Genomic DNA, 15902 nt, shown 5'->3' on the forward strand with positions numbered 1-15902 from the left:
TGGGCAGGATGGCGCGGGTGCGCGCGGGCGTGGCTTGGGCCTAGATGAGGCCCTGCGCCAACATGGCATCGGCAACCTTTACGAAGCCGCCGATGTTGGCGCCCAGGACGTAGTTGCCCGGCGCTCCGTATTCCTCCGCGGTCTCTGCGCAGCGATCGTGGATGCCCACCATTATTTCGGTGAGACGTGCTTCCGTGTGTTCGAAGGACCATGAATCTCGGCTGGCGTTCTGCTGCATCTCCAACGCCGATGTTGCCACCCCACCGGCATTGGCGGCTTTGCCCGGGGCAAACAGGATGCCCGCGTCCTGGAACACGGCAACGGCTTCGCGGGTGGAAGGCATATTGGCGCCTTCGGCGATTGCCAGCAGGCCGTTGCTGACGAGCTTGGCTGCGGCATCGCCGTCGAGCTCGTTTTGCGTCGCGCACGGCAGCGCAACGGTGCCATTGACGTCCCACACTGAACCGCCGGCGACGTAGACGGCACCCTGGCGGCGTTCCGCGTACTGGGTGAGGCGGCCCCGCTCCACCTCCTTGATCTGGCGGAGGAGCGCGACGTCGATGCCGGCCTCGTCCACGACGTAACCCGCCGAGTCGGAACAGGCCACCACGGTGGCGCCAAGAGCCCGGGCTTTGGCGATGGCGTAGATGGCCACGTTGCCCGAGCCGGAGACGACGACGCGTTGGCCGTCGAAGGATTGACCCCGGGTCTTGAGCATCTCCTGGGCGAAGATGACCGCGCCGAAACCGGTGGCTTCCGGACGGACCAGGGAGCCGCCCCACGACATGCCCTTGCCCGTCAGCACGCCCGATTCGTAGCGGTTGGTGATGCGTTTGTACTGGCCGAACAGGTAGCCGATCTCGCGGCCTCCCACGCCGATGTCGCCGGCGGGAACGTCCGTGTATTCGCCAATGTGGCGGTAAAGCTCGGTCATGAAGGATTGGCAAAAGCGCATGATTTCGGCGTCAGAGCGGCCGCGGGGATCGAAGTCCGAGCCGCCCTTACCGCCACCAATGGGCATGCCCGTCAAGGCATTCTTGAAGATCTGCTCAAATCCCAGGAACTTGACGATGCCCAAGTAGACCGAAGGGTGGAAACGCAGGCCGCCCTTATAGGGGCCGAGAGCCGAATTGAACTCAACGCGGAAGCCGCGGTTGACGTGGACGCGGCCGGCATCGTCGGTCCAGGGGACGCGGAAGATGATCTGGCGCTCCGGCTCGCACAGGCGTTCAAGGACAGCGCCCTCGAGGAATTCCGGATGCCTGTCATGGACAGGGCCGAGGCTTTCAAAGACCTCGGTGACGGCCTGGTGAAATTCCAGTTCGCCCGGGTTGCGCGCCAAGACGGTGTCCCTGACTGCTTCCAGCCTCGAATCCATGTGACTCCCTACAATTTCTGCGCCGACAGGCGGGGTTGCGTTCAATCCCGCCCATGCTCGCACCTGGCGCGCGGCAGTCTCCATTCGAACCGATTACGACCGGGCAGGCCTCAAGGCAGGGGTCCGCGAAAAGCGCCGAGTTTCAAGGAAATCAGCAAGCAGCAGCCACCCCGACGTGTGATCGGGATCACTCCAAATATCCGGCTACTTCTTCCGGCCGAACTTCGGCAAGTTGGGCAGGTTCGGCAGATTCGCCAAGAGGTCCGCTGCCTTCGTTGCCGCGCGGCCAACCGTGCGGCCGATCTGCTGCGGCATGGTGTCGTCCAGTCCGGCAGCAACGGCGCCGGAATCCGGCACGGCTTCCGGCGAGCGCGCGACGTCGGTGCTCGCCGATGACGCGCCAAGGGGCTCGCCGTCGGGCTGCGAGAGCTCGTTCCTCCCGCCGCGCTGGCTGGCTGCGCGCTGGCCGGCAAGGCCCTCCCCGACGTCACCCTGCTGGCCCGCGCGCTGGCGGGGGCTGCGGGCAGCGGTGGCGGTTTCGGCTGCAGGCCGGGCGGGCCCGACGTCGAACGTCTCCAGCCAGCTGGCAACCCCGGCGAGCGGCTTGGGGTTCAACGCGTAGTAGCGTTTCTGCCCCTGTGCGCGCATGCTGACGAGATCCGCCTCGCGGAGTACCTTCAAATGTTTTGAAATGGTGGGCTGGCTCGCTGCGAGCTCCTCCACCAGTTCCCCCACAGCTTTGTCCCCAGAGCGGAGGGAAACCAGAATGTCACGCCGGGTTGCCTCAGCAATGACGGCAAATACGTCGTCAGTCACCATGCCTCCCACCCTAGCGACATATACGCCAAAAGGCATCAACTATTTCGCCTGTGACCGCAGCGTCGCTCCGGCCTTGCGCCGGCGGTGAGTTCGGCCTTGCGCCGACGGTAAGTTCGCTAAAGGAGGGATCGTTGACCGGGCCCGGGGCCGGTGCTACAACGGATGCACGGCGCCCTTCTTGCCGCGGCGCCCGCCCGAGGCGGGAATCAAGGTCAGGGCCGATTGAGCGGGTTGGGATGCGATGCCATGACTGAATATTTCCGCCGGCAGCTGTTCAACGTCATCGCCGCCGTGTTCCTACTTCTCTTCGTGGCGGTTTGGCTGGCTGTGCTCATCCGGGTGTTGATCTGGATTCCGGAGGGCGACGCCACCGCCCCAAGCCTCAACGGCGCCTTGGTCACCGCCGCAGGCGTCCTCGCCACTTCTTTGAGCTCCTTGACTGCTTCAGCCCTGGGATTCACCATTTCCGAGGTCCGACGGGACCGCGTCGTTGAACCTGCCGCCGCGGCCCAGGCTGCCGCCACAGCCCCGACGGCCGGGGAAACCTCCTACCCGAGCGAGGTGGCGGCCAGGCTGTCCGGGCGGATTATCGCCGCGATCATGGTGTACATGGTGATCGGACTGCTGGTCCTGATCCTTTGGCTGTTCAAGGGTACGGCGTCCACGGATCTCATCGGCGCCTTCGCGCTGTCCCTGCTCGGCTGGTTGGTGGGGGCGGCTGGCGTCGTCTTCCAGACAGAGAAGCCAAGCCACTAGCCGAACGACCATTAGTCGAACCAGGGGTCCAGTCCGTAGAGCGGGAAGATCTCCTTGCGCGTGGCAATGATGGTGCGGTCCACCGCGTCGGCGGGGTCATACCCCACCTCCCAGGAACGCCACCAAGTGTCGACGCCGTCGCCCATGAATTCCGGCACCGACTCCCCGTACTTCTCCTTGACATAGCTCCGGAAAAGTTCCGGAACCGGAGCCGTCAACTGGACGGGATGCTGTGCCACGATGCCTATCAAGTGGCTCCATGCCCGCGGCACCACTCCCGTGATGTCGTAACCCCCTCCCCCGGTGGCGATCCAACGGTTTTCGCAGAACCTGGCGGCGAGGCCCGCGACGGCGGTGGCCGCCTCGCGTTGGCCGTCCACGCTGAGGTTGAGGTGGGTCAGGGGATCGAGTTTGTGGGAGTCGCAGCCGTGCTGGCTCACGATGACTTCCGGCTCGAAGGCCTGCACGAGTTGCGGCACCACGGCATGGAAGGCACGCAGCCATCCGGCGTCGCCGGTCCACGCGGGCAAGGCCACGTTGACGGCTGCGCCGAGTGCATCCGGGCCGCCGATCTCGTTGGCGAATCCCGTTCCGGGGAACAACGAGAGGCCGCTTTCATGCAGCGAGATCGTGAGGACCCTGGGGTCGTTCCAGAAGATGCTCTGGGTGCCGTCGCCGTGGTGGGCGTCGACGTCGATGTACGCAACCCTCCGGACGCCGCCGTCGAGCAGCCTCTGCACGGCGAGTGCGGCGTCGTTATAGATACAGAAGCCGCTGGCCCGCTCACGCGACGCGTGATGCATGCCGCCGCCGAAGTTGACGGCCCGGACCGCCGTTTCGGATAAGATCGCCTCGGCCGCGAGCAAGGATCCGCCGGCGAGCCGGGCGCTGGCTTCGTGCATCCCCGCAAAGGCAGGATCATCTTCGGTGCCGAGCCCGCGTTCCGGGTCCGGCGTCGTCGGGTCTTCACTGGCCCGCCGAACAGCGGCGACATATTCGGTGCTGTGGACCGCCAAGAGTTCGACGTCGGACGCCACCTCGGGCGCGTGGACGGAGACGTGCTCCAAATCGAAGAGTCCAAGCGCCGCGGCGAGCCTGGCCGTCAGTTCCAGCCGTTCGGGGGCCATCGGGTGCGAAGGACCGAAATTGTAGGCGGTCATGGCGGGATCCCACGCCACCGTCGTTGGCAGCGCGGACGGACGGAGGCCTGCCCAGGAAGTCATCAATGACAGGCTACCCGAGCGGCGGGAGCGCAACCGCCCCGTTACTGCGGACGATTAGTGGTTTACTACTCAAGAAAGCAGAATCAATCGACCAGAAGCGAACAGCACCACCATGACCCAGAGCCAGTCGAGGTACCGAGACCCGGCCAGCTGGCAAACCGTCCAGCCGGAGCGGGGAGGCCTGTGGATTTTCACAGGTGTCCGCGACTTCATCGACAACATCGCCAACACCTCACCGGCGCGATTGGCGCTGACGGCCTACGTCTTCGCGATTCTCTTGTTCACCGGCCTGCTTTCGCTGCCAGCGGCATCCGCCGACGGGGCGGTCACTCCCCTCCACCAGGCGTTGTTCACCGCGGTCTCCAGCGTCTGCGTGACCGGTTTGACTGTTGTGTCGACGGCGACCCACTGGACCTTCTTCGGCCAGCTGGTCATCCTTGTGGGCATCTTCGTGGGTGGCTTGGGAACCCTGACACTCGCCTCCCTCCTGGCGCTCATGGTCAGCAAGCGGCTGGGTGTAAGGGGAAAGCTCATCGCCCAGGAGGCCATGAACAACGCCGGACGATTGGGCGAAGTGGGTACGTTGTTGCGGATCGTCATCTCGACTTCCGTGACCATCGAGGCCGTACTGGCCGTCGCGATGATTCCCCGGTTCCTGACCCTCGGAGAGGACTTCTGGCAGGCGGTCTGGCACGGAGTGTTCTACTCCGTTTCCTCGTTCAACAATGCCGGATTCACGCCCCACTCCGACGGCATAGTGCCGTATGAGATGGACCTGTGGATCCTTGTACCACTCATGCTTGGCGTGTTCCTCGGCAGCCTCGGCTTCCCGGTAATGCTGGTGCTCCGGCGGCATGGCCTGAATTGGAGGAAATGGAGCCTCCACACCAAGCTGACCATCCAGGTGTCCCTGATCCTCCTCGTTGCCGGCGCAGTCCTCTGGGCCTTGATGGAGTGGGACAACACCCGCACCATCGCCAACATGAGCGTTGGCGACAAGATCACGCATTCCATTTTCGCCTCGGTCATGACACGCTCCGGAGGCTTCAACCTGGTTGACCAGGGCCATATGGATTCCACCACCAGATTGCTGTCGGACGCGCTCATGTTCGCCGGCGGCGGTTCGGCGTCGACGGCGGGTGGCATCAAGGTGACCACCATCGCGGTCATGTTCCTTGCCATCGTCGCTGAGGCGCGGGGCGACTCCGACGTCAAGGTCTACGGCCGCACGATCCCGGAGGGCACCATGCGGGTGGCCATCTCGGTGATCGTCGCCGGTGCCACGTTGGTGTGCGTCGCCGCATTCTTGTTGTTGTCCATCAGCGGCGCCAGCCTGGACCGGGTGCTCTTTGAGACCATTTCAGCCTTCGCGACGGTGGGCCTCAGCACGAACCTCAGCGCCGAACTGCCGCCGTCGGGGGCCTACATTCTCGCCGCCCTCATGTTCGCCGGCCGCATCGGCACCATTACCCTTGCCTCTGCCCTGGCCCTCCGCCAGCGCAGGCAGCTATTCCATTACCCGGAAGAAAGGCCGATCATTGGCTAATTCAACAGGCGCCCCCAACCGACCGGCGCACAACGCGCCCGTGCTGGTGATCGGCCTGGGCCGGTTCGGTGCAGCCACCGCCGAGCAACTCGTCAAGCAGGGACGCGAAGTCCTGGCGATCGAACGGGACCGCACTCTCGTACAGAATTGGGCTTCCGTGCTGACCCATGTGGTGGAAGCGGATGCCACGAACATCGACGCCCTCCGCCAGCTCGGTGCGCAGGAATTCAGCTCCGCGGTTGTAGGCGTGGGAACGTCGATCGAGTCCTCGGTGCTCATCACGGTGAACCTCGTGGATCTAGGCATCGAACACCTCTGGGTGAAAGCCATCACGGCCTCGCACGGCAAGATCCTCACCCGCATCGGCGCCAACCACGTCATCTATCCCGAAGCCGACGCAGGCGTCCGCGCCGCGCACCTGGTCTCCGGGCGCATGCTGGACTTCATCGAGTTCGACGACGACTTCGCGATCGTGAAAATGTACCCACCGAAAGAAACCGTGGGCTTCACGCTTGATGAGTCCAAGGTCCGTTCCAAATACGGCGTGACCATTGTCGGCGTGAAATCACCGGGCGAGGACTTTACCTACGCCCGGCCGGATACGAAGGTTTCCGGGCGCGACATGCTGATTGTCTCCGGGCACGTGGACCTGCTGGAGCGGTTCGCGGCGCGGCCGTAACTTTGGTGTGTGCATAGGCATCAGCGCTGCAGCACGTGAACTTCAAGGCATCGGGTTGACAGTCAAGGATATTGGTACCGTTTTGGGCGTCTCCCATCGGACTTCCGCATGTGAAGCAGCGAACCGGGTCCGATAGGGATCGTTTGCTGCTCCTCGTGGAGAATGACTTCGCCCAAACCGGAAAGTACAACGATCAATTCGTCCTCTTCGACGAAGTTGACCGAGCCGGGTATCGTCTCCCAAATGCCGACATCGCAATCCCCGATGCCCTTCATCCCAGTGCTCGCAATGGTCGGCTGCCCGCCAGCGACTTCCCGAGCCAACATGGGCTCATGTTTCATGATTAGTTCGGTGACGGGAGTGTGAATGGAATATTGGGTCATCGCTGACAGTTCTCTCGCGGGAACGGAAATGCTCGGATTGTTTGCCTTGCCAGTCGGAGCAGTGGCCTAAAGCCGGCACGAGAAACCGCCGGCGTGTGCTGATGCCAACCACGTGCCGACGGCATGGCAACTCGACCCAATCGATGTTGAAAGCCACATTTTCCGAACCGAGTCCATTCACACGAAGACATTCACAATGCCGCCGGCGGCCTTCGCCGTGATTGTGTCACTTACCGAGAAGGGCGGGGCATTGGAGTGCACGCACGCTGTCCGCCCAGGGCAGGTCCGGGCGGACAGCGTGCGCTGGTTTAGGTTTCTGCGGGCTGGTGCAGTGCGTCGAGGCCGACGACGGCGGCATTCGAGTGTTCGGCGATGCAGGCCGCCCGGAAACTGCGGCTCAGGCCTGCACACGCGGTGCAGATGGCCGGGCTGCCGGTAACACTTGGGTCGCGGTCCATTTCCACGGCGATGTAGCTGTGGTCGCAGACGTGGCACCGGATGCGTGCTTCCCAGATGTCCTCGACTTCATCGCGGGGGTCGTTGGCCCTGTGCAGGAGGACCTTCCGTGCCTGCGCCGTGTACGCCATGGCATAGAGCGCTGCTCCGAGAGCGAATGTCACGGGGGTGGACCACACTGTGCCGATGGTTCCGCCGTACTGGTAGAAAAGTACACCCAGCACAGACGTGCCAATCCAGATCCAAGCCCCCGTGCTGAATCGGGCGAGGCGGCCGGGCCGGAATTCCGGCAAACCATTCTTGTCCCCGACCGTGCTGAGGATGATGTGGACGAGCAGGATGCTGACCCAGGAGGCAATGAACGCCCCTTGCCAGGCCAAGGCCACGAAGAGATAGCTCATAACATCGGTGAGCATGAAAACGTAGATGATGGCACCGCAAATGAGCACCGCCCCGACGCGCGGGAGCCGCCGGTGGAACAACCGCGTCCACAGGGCTTCCATGTTGGTTGAAGCAACGTAGAAGTTGGCGGTGTTGATTCGGGCCTGGGTCACCCATACCAGGAGCAGGCCCCAACCACCGAGGAGCGTGATGATGAAGTCGACGATGGACGTGGACGAGATGCCTCCGGAGAGCCCTGCCGCATAGGCAATGAAGATGCCAAAGAGGCCGTTGGCCAGGTAGACGAAGACATAGAAGACGGGCCCGAAGGTGGCGATGCCGTTGACCTTGGTGTCGCGGACTTTTCCGAACCGGGCGAAGTCCATGGTGAACATCATGAGAACGAGCACACCGAGGTACACGAAGAACGCGTAGACCCATCCTGGGGCAGCGAGGTCGGCGGCGGCCGAGGGTGTGTGGGTCAGCCAGGCGGAGGCGTCGATCCGGGATGCGGCAAGAATGACGACCAGAATGAGTCCGCCCCAATAGATGGGCAGCAGCAGCGCATTGTATTTGTCCATCCATCGCCGGATCCCACCCATGACAAGCGGCAGGTTCATGGCCACGGCAATGGCGTACCAGATGCGGATATCGAGCCCTCCGAAGAAGGCCTGGAAGGCGTGGGCGATCACGGAGCTCTCAAAGACCCCGTAGTACATCGCCGTGGCCGCCAGAATCAGCGGCGCCACAATGGAACCCGAGGCCCCGAACAGCCGCTGGGAAATCAGGGCCACGGTCAGTCCGGTCCTGGCGGCGTAACGTGAAAAAACATACCCTAAGGTTCCGAACACAGCGCAGGCCAGGAGAACGCCGATCAGCGTGTCCACCGTGCCGACGACGGCGGCGAGGGTTGCAGCGGTGACGAGGTAGAACATGCCGCTGACCAGCGAGTACCAGGACATGGAGAGCGACTTCTTGCTGCTGCGCCACGAATGGGGAACGACGTGGGTGGTGTAGTCCTCGGTTGCGGCTTCCTTCACAACCCGGGGATCGTCAACATAGCTGACCTCAAGTGGGTCCAAAGTTCGGTCTAGTGCCGACATGGTGGTTCCTTTGCAAGTGATGTGACCGGAGCGAGGGTGCTCCCCAGAACCCGGTTCAGGGATAAGAATCACTTGGTTGGCAGGAAGGCGGCGAGACTTCCTTAACAGGAGTTTGTCCGACCTTCAGACCGAAGTCAATGACTTTTTATGAATGTCATTCATTTTTCTTTCCGGCATTGACATCCGCCCCAGGCTGTGACTAGGCTCATAGAACTTGGTTGGACCATTGGACTAACTGTCGTCGGCGCGGCAGAACACAAATAAGGAGGTTGCGATGATGACAATGACATACGAAGACCGTGTGCGTGAGCTCGGACTGGAAATTCCGGACTTCAGCATTGATGGCTACTACGGTGCGGATACCTACGGAAGCATGAAGCCCCACCACATCGTGGGGAACGTTCTTTACCTGAGCGGACACACTCCGGACAAGAGTGACGGCACTGTCCGTTACCCGGGCCGACTGGGCGCCAACGTGACCGTCGAAGAGGGGTACCAGGCGGCACGCCTGACGGCGCTGAACTGCCTGGGGGGTATGCGATACGCACTGGGCTCCCTGGATCGCGTGAAGGGAATCGTGCGCTCCCTCTGCTTCGTCACCTCGACCCCGGAATTCACGGATGTGCACAAGGTGTCTTCCGGCGCAACGGATCTCTTCGTCGAAGTTTTCGGTCCTGAGGTCGGGCTGGGGGGCCGCGCCACGATCGGGGTCACCAGCCTTGCCGGCGGGAGTTGCTTCGAGAACTGGGTCACGGTCGAAATCTTCGAATAACGCCAGCTGTGAGTCTCGAAGCCGACGGCTGGTAGGTTTGTCAAACCAATTTCAGCGGAGGTAGCGGTGTCGTCCTTGGGCAGCATTTCAATAGCAAGCGGTTCACTCTCGGAACAGCTGAGTGAGCGGTTGATCCGGATGATCAGCGAAGGTGATCTCAAAGCCGGAGACAAGCTCCCGAACGAACGAGAGCTCGCCGACACGGCCGGGATATCCCGGACCTCAGTCAGGGAAGCCCTGCGTGAGCTTGAGCTGCGGGGGCTGATCAGCAGAAAACCGGGCCGCGGAACCATCGTCGAGGCGCAGACCAGGCCTGAGCTGCAGGCCGGAATGCTCGGAATGATGGAACCTTCCCAGCGGATGCTACGCGAAGTCATGGACCTGCGGGCCGTGATCGAACCGCCCATGGCTGAACGCGCAGCACTGCGTGCCAGCAACGGCGAATTGGCCGCCCTGCTCCGGCCCTTGGACCTTGCCGAACACGAGCTGCGCCGAGAGAACCCGTCAACACCACTGCTGGTCCGGCTCGATGTCGAATTCCACATCGGAGTTGCCAAGCTCACGCACAATCCCATGCTGGTCCGGCTGCTGGACGTGGCCAACGAATGGATGGCGCCGTCCCGGGAATCGACGCACCAAACAACAAAACGAATCGAACAGTCCGTTGCAGCGCATCGGCGAATCTACGAGGCCATCTCCCGTCATCAGGCAGATGACGCGCGCGAGGCCATGTCCGGGCACATCCAAGAGGTCTTCAGCACCATCGGCGTCGAAACCTGGGCACCCTGACACACTAACCAGAAAGCACAATGCACCATGCACCAGAACAACGTCACCGGGGCCGTGGCAACCCCCCACACCGATGCAACGGACGCGGCACACCAGGCATTCGCCAAAGGCGGCAATGCCATCGACGCGGCACTCGCTGCAGCCGCAATGCTCGCCGTTGTCTACCCGAACCAATGCACCATCGGCGGCGACGCCATCGCCATGGTGGGCACGGCGGACGGCAGTGTCTTAGTGGTCAACGGCACGGGGAAATCGGCGCAAGCTTTGGACCCAGCCGACTACACCGGACCGGACGGCTTCGTTCCCGTTTCGGGGGCAAAGAGCGTAACAGTGCCCGGCGTGCTCTCGGCCTGGCAAGTGCTGGCAGAACGGTGGGGACGGCATCCGCTCTCGGCCGCGCTGCTCCCGGCGGCGGCCGCGGCCGCCGCCGGCGTGCCCGTTGCGGCGGGCGTACACCGGGACCTGCTGCGCGAACAGGACCTTCTGGCCCAGGATGCAGGCACGCACGCCCTCTTCTTCCCCAAGGGGAAGCTCATTGGTGCCGGCCAGAACCTTGAACTTGCCCGCCTCGCGGAATCACTCACAACCATTGCGCAAACCGGCATTGGCGCGTTCTACGCCGGGGACATCGGGCAAAGCATCGTGGACACCCTGCGCCGGCTGGGCAGCGACCTCACCATGGACGATTTCTCCACACACGCAACCACCATGGAGACACCCCTCGCGGCCCACTTCGACGGCACCGAATATCTCAGCGCCGGGGGAAACAGCCAAGGCACCTTCTTCCTCCAGGGCCTGGCCGCACTCGATGCTGTTGCCGGCCGGATCGGCCGCCTCCCCGACCCCGTCGGCGCCGAAGCTGCCGTCGTCGCCAGCATCCTGGCCGCTTGCGCCACCGACAGGGACAGGCTTCTCGGTGACCCGCTCCACACCACCATCCCTTATGCGGACCTGCTGTCCAGGACAGCGGCAGACAGCCTGGCCGACGCAGCACTGACCGGCCACCCCGCCGCAACTGAACTGCGGCCACGGTCGTATGCCCGCCGCACCGGCGACACGGTTGCCATTGTCACTGCAGACTCCGACGGCAACTGGGTCTCACTGATCCAGAGCGCCTTCCACGCCTTCGGATCCGGCGTCCTTGACCCCGGCACGGGAATCCTGCTGCACAATCGCGGAGCCTCCTTCAGCCTCCGCCCCGGAGCCGCAAACGAACTCGCACCAGGACGCAAACCCCCGCACACCCTCATGCCCGTCCTCGCCCGCCGGGACGGGCAGCTGATCGGCGCGCACGGCACCATGGGTGGACGCGCCCAACCACAAGTACACACCCATCTGGCATTGAACCTCGCGCTCGGCATGACCGCCGAACAGTCCGTTGCCAGACCGCGCTGGATCGTGGGCCAAATGGAGGCCGGGGCCACGGCCGCCAATGAGGCCGTGACGATTTCAGTCGAAGAAGGGGTTTCGGCCTCATCCGTTGGAACGCTCGTCGAGGCCGGGTTCCACACCAAGGAACTCGAACCGCTCGACGACGCCGTCGGCCATCTCCAGGTGGTCCGCCAAGGTCCATTGCCCGGCACATTTACGACAGGGTCGGACCCACGCTCCGATGGGCTGTCTCCTGAGAGCAACTAAGTCTGTGAAGCATCAACGACTGTCATTTTGGATGATGACCGCCCTGAGCTTCGGCACCGGCGCCCTGGATGCAGCAACCTATCTGGGCATGGAGCGCGTTTTTGGCGCGAACATGACAGGCAACGTCATTGTCGTCGGGCTTGCCCTCACCGGGGCAGAGCACATTCCGCTCCTTGGGCCCTTGGCGGCCCTTGGCGGCTTCATCACGGGCTCCTGGGTCCTCGGCCAGACTCTGCGACGATTTCCCCCGTCCGGACGCGCCGATACGACTCTGGTTTCGCTCTTCTGGATTTCCGCCCTCGGCATGCTCGCCGTGGCCACGGCGCTTTCCCTGCTGCCCAGCAGCGAGACCCTGTTCCACGTGGTGACGTTTGCCATTGGCTTGCTCATGGGTTGCCAGGCCATTGCGGCACGCAGGGTGGGCGTGCCTGACATCTCAACAGTGGTCATCACCTCCACCCTGTCGCTGCTTTTCAGTGAAGCCGGCAGGTTCCGGGGTGGGGCCAGCACCCCGGTCACCAGGCGTCGGCTCGCCGCGGTACTGTCCATGTTCCTAGGTGCCATCGCGGGGGCCTTTCTCCTCCATCTGGGCCTTGGCCTGGGCATAGCGCTGCTCTTGCCTGCCGCCATTCTGTCCGGCGTCGCCATCGTCTACACCGTTCAACGGGTGGACAAGAAGAAAGGGGCCGACTCCTCGACGGCGCTCGTTTCGGCATAGGCGACGCCACCCACCGGCCCGACGCCTCGATCGGATCTCCAGCACCACTGTGCGGCATGGCGAAGGCCGTGGAGTGCAGCGAAAACGCCTGCAAAAGGGTCGATCCGGACGGGCACGGGCTAATGAACGCCCCACCCTACAAAGAAGACGCCGCTACAGCGCCCGGGGAAGGTTAGGCGAGTTGCTGCGTTATTTCCGCGGCACGGGCTGCGGCTGCGCGGGCTCCATCGGCGATGATCGCGGGAATGCCACCGTCGTTGAAGGCCGCGATGGCGCGCTCAGTGGTGCCGTTCGGGCTGGTCACGGCGATGCGTAGGGCGGTGGGGTCCGCGCCCGGCTCGGCAAGCATGAAGCCGGCACCTGCCACGGTCTCCCGGGAGATCATGAGGGAAAGCTCGGGATCCAAGCCTAGTTCGACGCCGGCCGCAGCCATTGCCTCGGCCAGGTAGAACGCGTACGCGGGGCCGGAGCCGCTGATGGCAGACAGCGCATCCACCTGTTCCTCGGGGATTTCCACCACGGTTCCGGCGGCGGAGAGGATGTCCTTGGCCTGCTGGAGCTGCCCTGGAGTGCAGTTGGTTCCGGGCGAAACGGAAACCACCCCGCGGCCGAGCCTGGCAGGCGTATTGGGCATGGTGCGGATGACCGGCTGGCCCGCCGGCAGGGCAGCTTCCAGCTGGGCGATGGACACGGCAGCGGCAACACTGATCACGATGGTGTTCTTGGCCAGCGCGGGCGAGATCTCGCGGGCGAGCTCAGCGATACCCACGGGCTTGACCCCCAGGATGACAACCGAAGCGCCTTTGGTTGCGAGCTTGTTGTTGTCTGGTTCCTCCGCTCCGGCGATGGTCATGACATGGTGGCGCTCAGCCAGTTCGGCGGCACGTTCTGCGCGACGCACGGTCGCGACGACATCCGACGGATCCGTTCCGGCGGCCAGCAGGCCACCCAGAATGGCCTCGTTCATGGACCCACAGCCAAGGAATGCGATTCGGTTGCTCATGGCTCCATGATGCCAGTTCATCCGCGCCCAGCAGAACCAGCGCCGGGCAGCAACCGGGGCTGCCAGGATTCCCAGCTAGTTCACAAGGTTATTGCAGGCTGCACCCAATATTGCTCCGTACCTTAGTAGTTACCTCATTGAGGGTGCGAGTGATGAGGCGGGCATGGGGATGTCCGCCACAAGCACCGGTGGTCGAACGGGTTTCCCCCCATTTTCCCGTTTCGACCGCCGGTGCTTTCTCGTTTAAGCGGGCGGGCGGGCGGGGTCGAGTCAAGCACCCAAGCGCGACGGCGGGGCAACGCGAGCTAGCGGCCCGGCGCCGTCGTGCGCCTGAACCCTCAAGACCTAGATCTCGAAGGCTCCCACGAGCGGCGCTCCCAAATGTTGGCGCGCGAAGCGGAGTGTTTCAGCGAGCCACTCTTCGCGCTCCCCGGCAGCTTTTGCCTTGCGGGTGGAGATCTCGGCAACCACCGTGCCCTCGAATCCATTGGATGCCAGATACTGCAGCACCTCGGCGCACTGTTGGGTCCCGTAACCCGGGATCAAGTGTTCATCTTTGCCGGAACCCGAGCCGTCCGTGAGGTGCACGTGGCGCAGCTTGCTCCCGAGCGCCCGAACCGCCTCAAGGCTGTTGGCCCCCGCTGTGGCGGCGTGAGAGAAGTCCCAGGTCACGTCGTCGTAATCCTGGCCCATCGGGTCCCAGTGCGGAAGGTAGGCAAGGGCTTCCCGGCCACGCACACGCCACGGGTACATGTTCTCCACCGCGATGTGCACCTGGTACATCGCCGCGATCTCGCGCACACCGGCAGCGAAGTTCTCCGCATAGTTCGATTGCCAGCGGAACGGCGGGTGAACCACCACGGTGTTGCAACCGACCTCCCGCGCCATCTGGCAGGACATCTCGATCTTGTTCCACGCCGGACCCCAGACCTGCTGGGTGAGCAACAAGGTGGGCGCGTGGATGGAGACGATCTGCTGCTCGTAGCGGTGGCTGAGCTGGATCAGGGCATCGGGATTCTGGCTGGTGGCGTTGTTGGTCACCATCACCTCGACGCCGTCGTACCCCAAGTCCTGGGCCACCGCAAAAGCGTCATGGACGCTGAGCGGGTAGACAGAAGCGCTGGAAAGCGCAACCGGGATCCTCGGTGTGTCTTCTTCGGAATGCTCGACGTCGGTGCTCATGTCAGTTGGCTTGCCTCCCAGCGGTCGGGATAGAGATGGACACCGCCGCGGGCGCGGCCGTTCCGGTGTTGGCGCCCACGCGGGGCACCGGCACCGCACCGCCGAGTCCGACGTGCGGGGCCGGTGCCAGTGGACCGTCGAAGATCAGTTGGTCGAGTCGGCGCAGGATCAGTCCTTCGCGCAACGCCCACGGGCAGATCTCCATGCTGGCGAACTCGAACATTTCCAAAGCTGCCTCGGCCACGAGGGCCCCGGCGAGGATCTGCCCGGCGCGCGCGTCCGAGACTCCTGGGAGATACAGCCGGTCCTCGACCGTCATGGCCGAGATCCGCTGCGCCCAGAGTCCCAGGTCTGTGGCATGGAGTTCGCGCTTGACGTACGGACCGGCGCCGCTGGGGGCCGCACCTGCGATGCGCGCAAGGGAACGGAAGGTCTTGGAAGTTCCGGCGACCAGGTTGGCCCGGCCCAATTGCTTGAACTCACGCACCACGGGTTTGAGAGTGTGGCGGATGTACTTGCGCAGCTCCTTGACACTCTTGGCCGTGGGCGGGTCATTGTGGAGCCAGTCCCTGGTCAAACGGCTGGCGCCAAGGGGTACTGACACCGCGAGTTCGGGCAGTTCGTCCTGGCCGAACGCCATTTCGAAGGAGCCACCGCCGATGTCCAAATCCAGGATGGGACCGGCGCCCCAGCCATACCAACGTCGAACCGCGAAAAAGGTCATGGACGCCTCTTCGCTACCCGTCAGTTCCTGTAGCGTCACGGTGGTCTCGTGCTTCACCCGGGCGAGGACCTCGACGCCGTTGGTGGCTTCACGGATGGCTGAGGTACAAAAAGCCAAGAGGTCCTCGGCCTTGTGGCGGGCTGCGAATTCCCACGCTTCAAGGACGAATTCGATCAACTCGTGTTGTCCGGCGTCGTTGATATTACCGTCGGCGTCCAGGAACTGGACCAGCGAAAGCGGGCGCTTATGGGAGGCAAACGCGACCGGGCGTGCGCCCGGGTGCGCATCCACCAAAAGCAAATGGACGGTGTTGGAACCGATGTCTAGGACGCCAAGACGCATTCTGCCATTA

At 63.7% G+C, this 15902-nt stretch carries 15 protein-coding genes; 7 read left to right on the top strand and 8 right to left on the bottom strand.

Annotated features, from left to right (window positions below):
• Positions 1-40: 40 nt before the first annotated feature.
• Positions 41-1378, bottom strand: a complete 1338-nt coding sequence (gene gdhA / locus AC1DLO_RS05570; RefSeq protein ID WP_476889554.1) for an NADP-specific glutamate dehydrogenase — start codon at positions 1376-1378, stop codon at positions 41-43.
• A 204-nt stretch (positions 1379-1582) separates the two neighbouring features.
• A complete protein-coding gene (locus AC1DLO_RS05575; RefSeq protein WP_184738733.1) occupies positions 1583-2197 on the bottom strand; it encodes a metalloregulator ArsR/SmtB family transcription factor in 615 nt (204 codons plus the stop codon).
• 246 nt (positions 2198-2443) lie between these two features.
• On the opposite strand from AC1DLO_RS05575, the gene AC1DLO_RS05580 reads away from it, so the two are divergent.
• Positions 2444-2953, top strand: coding sequence for a hypothetical protein (locus tag AC1DLO_RS05580; RefSeq protein WP_184738735.1), 510 nt, complete (start codon positions 2444-2446; stop codon positions 2951-2953).
• A gap of 11 nt (positions 2954-2964) precedes the next feature.
• Here AC1DLO_RS05580 and AC1DLO_RS05585 read toward each other — a convergent pair whose 3' ends face one another.
• The gene (locus tag AC1DLO_RS05585) at positions 2965-4176 is read right to left on the bottom strand and encodes an acetoin utilization protein AcuC (protein ID WP_476889555.1); all 1212 of its coding nucleotides are present in this window, start codon (positions 4174-4176) and stop codon (positions 2965-2967) included.
• Positions 4177-4288: 112 nt separating this feature from the next.
• On the opposite strand from AC1DLO_RS05585, the gene AC1DLO_RS05590 reads away from it, so the two are divergent.
• Positions 4289-5722, top strand: a complete 1434-nt coding sequence (locus tag AC1DLO_RS05590) for a TrkH family potassium uptake protein (RefSeq protein WP_476889556.1) — start codon at positions 4289-4291, stop codon at positions 5720-5722.
• Positions 5723-5762: 40 nt separating this feature from the next.
• Entirely contained in the window at positions 5763-6401 is a 639-nt protein-coding gene (locus tag AC1DLO_RS05595) for a potassium channel family protein (RefSeq protein ID WP_171983496.1), read from the top strand.
• Between the two features lie 62 nt (positions 6402-6463).
• On the opposite strand, the gene AC1DLO_RS05600 is transcribed toward AC1DLO_RS05595, so the two are convergent.
• Both AC1DLO_RS05600 and AC1DLO_RS05605 read right to left on the bottom strand, forming a co-directional pair.
• Complete coding sequence (locus AC1DLO_RS05600) at positions 6464-6784, bottom strand: hypothetical protein (RefSeq protein WP_476889557.1); 321 nt, start codon at positions 6782-6784, stop codon at positions 6464-6466.
• A gap of 308 nt (positions 6785-7092) precedes the next feature.
• Positions 7093-8724 carry a purine-cytosine permease family protein gene (locus AC1DLO_RS05605; protein ID WP_476889558.1) on the bottom strand — a complete coding sequence of 544 codons (1632 nt, stop codon included), beginning with the start codon at positions 8722-8724 and terminating at the stop codon, positions 7093-7095.
• Between the two features lie 274 nt (positions 8725-8998).
• On the opposite strand from AC1DLO_RS05605, the gene AC1DLO_RS05610 reads away from it, so the two are divergent.
• The 4 genes from AC1DLO_RS05610 to AC1DLO_RS05625 all read left to right on the top strand — a co-directional run bounded on the left by AC1DLO_RS05610 (position 8999) and on the right by AC1DLO_RS05625 (position 12641).
• Entirely contained in the window at positions 8999-9496 is a 498-nt protein-coding gene (locus AC1DLO_RS05610; protein WP_476889559.1) for a RidA family protein, read from the top strand.
• Positions 9497-9571: 75 nt separating this feature from the next.
• The gene (locus AC1DLO_RS05615) at positions 9572-10285 is read left to right on the top strand and encodes a FadR/GntR family transcriptional regulator (RefSeq protein ID WP_476889560.1); all 714 of its coding nucleotides are present in this window, start codon (positions 9572-9574) and stop codon (positions 10283-10285) included.
• Between the two features lie 27 nt (positions 10286-10312).
• Positions 10313-11923, top strand: coding sequence for a gamma-glutamyltransferase family protein (locus tag AC1DLO_RS05620; RefSeq protein ID WP_476889561.1), 1611 nt, complete (start codon positions 10313-10315; stop codon positions 11921-11923).
• Between the two features lie 31 nt (positions 11924-11954).
• Complete coding sequence (locus AC1DLO_RS05625; protein ID WP_476914426.1) at positions 11955-12641, top strand: YoaK family protein; 687 nt, start codon at positions 11955-11957, stop codon at positions 12639-12641.
• A 172-nt stretch (positions 12642-12813) separates the two neighbouring features.
• On the opposite strand, the gene proC is transcribed toward AC1DLO_RS05625, so the two are convergent.
• The 3 genes from proC to AC1DLO_RS05640 form a co-directional block, all read right to left on the bottom strand.
• Positions 12814-13644, bottom strand: coding sequence for a pyrroline-5-carboxylate reductase (gene proC, locus AC1DLO_RS05630; protein WP_184738741.1), 831 nt, complete (start codon positions 13642-13644; stop codon positions 12814-12816).
• Between the two features lie 345 nt (positions 13645-13989).
• Positions 13990-14826, bottom strand: a complete 837-nt coding sequence (locus tag AC1DLO_RS05635) for a sugar phosphate isomerase/epimerase family protein (RefSeq protein ID WP_184738743.1) — start codon at positions 14824-14826, stop codon at positions 13990-13992.
• Position 14827: 1 nt separating this feature from the next.
• A complete protein-coding gene (locus tag AC1DLO_RS05640; protein ID WP_476889563.1) occupies positions 14828-15892 on the bottom strand; it encodes a Ppx/GppA phosphatase family protein in 1065 nt (354 codons plus the stop codon).
• Positions 15893-15902: the final 10 nt, after the last annotated feature.

Source organism: Arthrobacter sp. 01T419 (assembly GCF_056398865.1).

What these genes read in the sequence shown, in the direction of transcription:
- gdhA (WP_476889554.1), bottom strand. Translation starts at nt 1,378, where the DNA reads ATGGATTCGAGGCTGGAAGCAGTCAGGGACACCGTCTTGGCGCGCAAC.
- AC1DLO_RS05605 (WP_476889558.1), bottom strand. Translation starts at nt 8,724, where the DNA reads ATGTCGGCACTAGACCGAACTTTGGACCCACTTGAGGTCAGCTATGTT.
- AC1DLO_RS05580 (WP_184738735.1), top strand. Translation starts at nt 2,444, where the DNA reads ATGACTGAATATTTCCGCCGGCAGCTGTTCAACGTCATCGCCGCCGTG.
- AC1DLO_RS05600 (WP_476889557.1), bottom strand. Translation starts at nt 6,784, where the DNA reads ATGACCCAATATTCCATTCACACTCCCGTCACCGAACTAATCATGAAA.
- proC (WP_184738741.1), bottom strand. Translation starts at nt 13,644, where the DNA reads ATGAGCAACCGAATCGCATTCCTTGGCTGTGGGTCCATGAACGAGGCC.
- AC1DLO_RS05575 (WP_184738733.1), bottom strand. Translation starts at nt 2,197, where the DNA reads ATGGTGACTGACGACGTATTTGCCGTCATTGCTGAGGCAACCCGGCGT.
- AC1DLO_RS05640 (WP_476889563.1), bottom strand. Translation starts at nt 15,892, where the DNA reads ATGCGTCTTGGCGTCCTAGACATCGGTTCCAACACCGTCCATTTGCTT.
- AC1DLO_RS05620 (WP_476889561.1), top strand. Translation starts at nt 10,313, where the DNA reads ATGCACCAGAACAACGTCACCGGGGCCGTGGCAACCCCCCACACCGAT.
- AC1DLO_RS05625 (WP_476914426.1), top strand. Translation starts at nt 11,955, where the DNA reads ATGATGACCGCCCTGAGCTTCGGCACCGGCGCCCTGGATGCAGCAACC.
- AC1DLO_RS05610 (WP_476889559.1), top strand. Translation starts at nt 8,999, where the DNA reads ATGATGACAATGACATACGAAGACCGTGTGCGTGAGCTCGGACTGGAA.
- AC1DLO_RS05635 (WP_184738743.1), bottom strand. Translation starts at nt 14,826, where the DNA reads ATGAGCACCGACGTCGAGCATTCCGAAGAAGACACACCGAGGATCCCG.
- AC1DLO_RS05590 (WP_476889556.1), top strand. Translation starts at nt 4,289, where the DNA reads ATGACCCAGAGCCAGTCGAGGTACCGAGACCCGGCCAGCTGGCAAACC.
- AC1DLO_RS05585 (WP_476889555.1), bottom strand. Translation starts at nt 4,176, where the DNA reads ATGACTTCCTGGGCAGGCCTCCGTCCGTCCGCGCTGCCAACGACGGTG.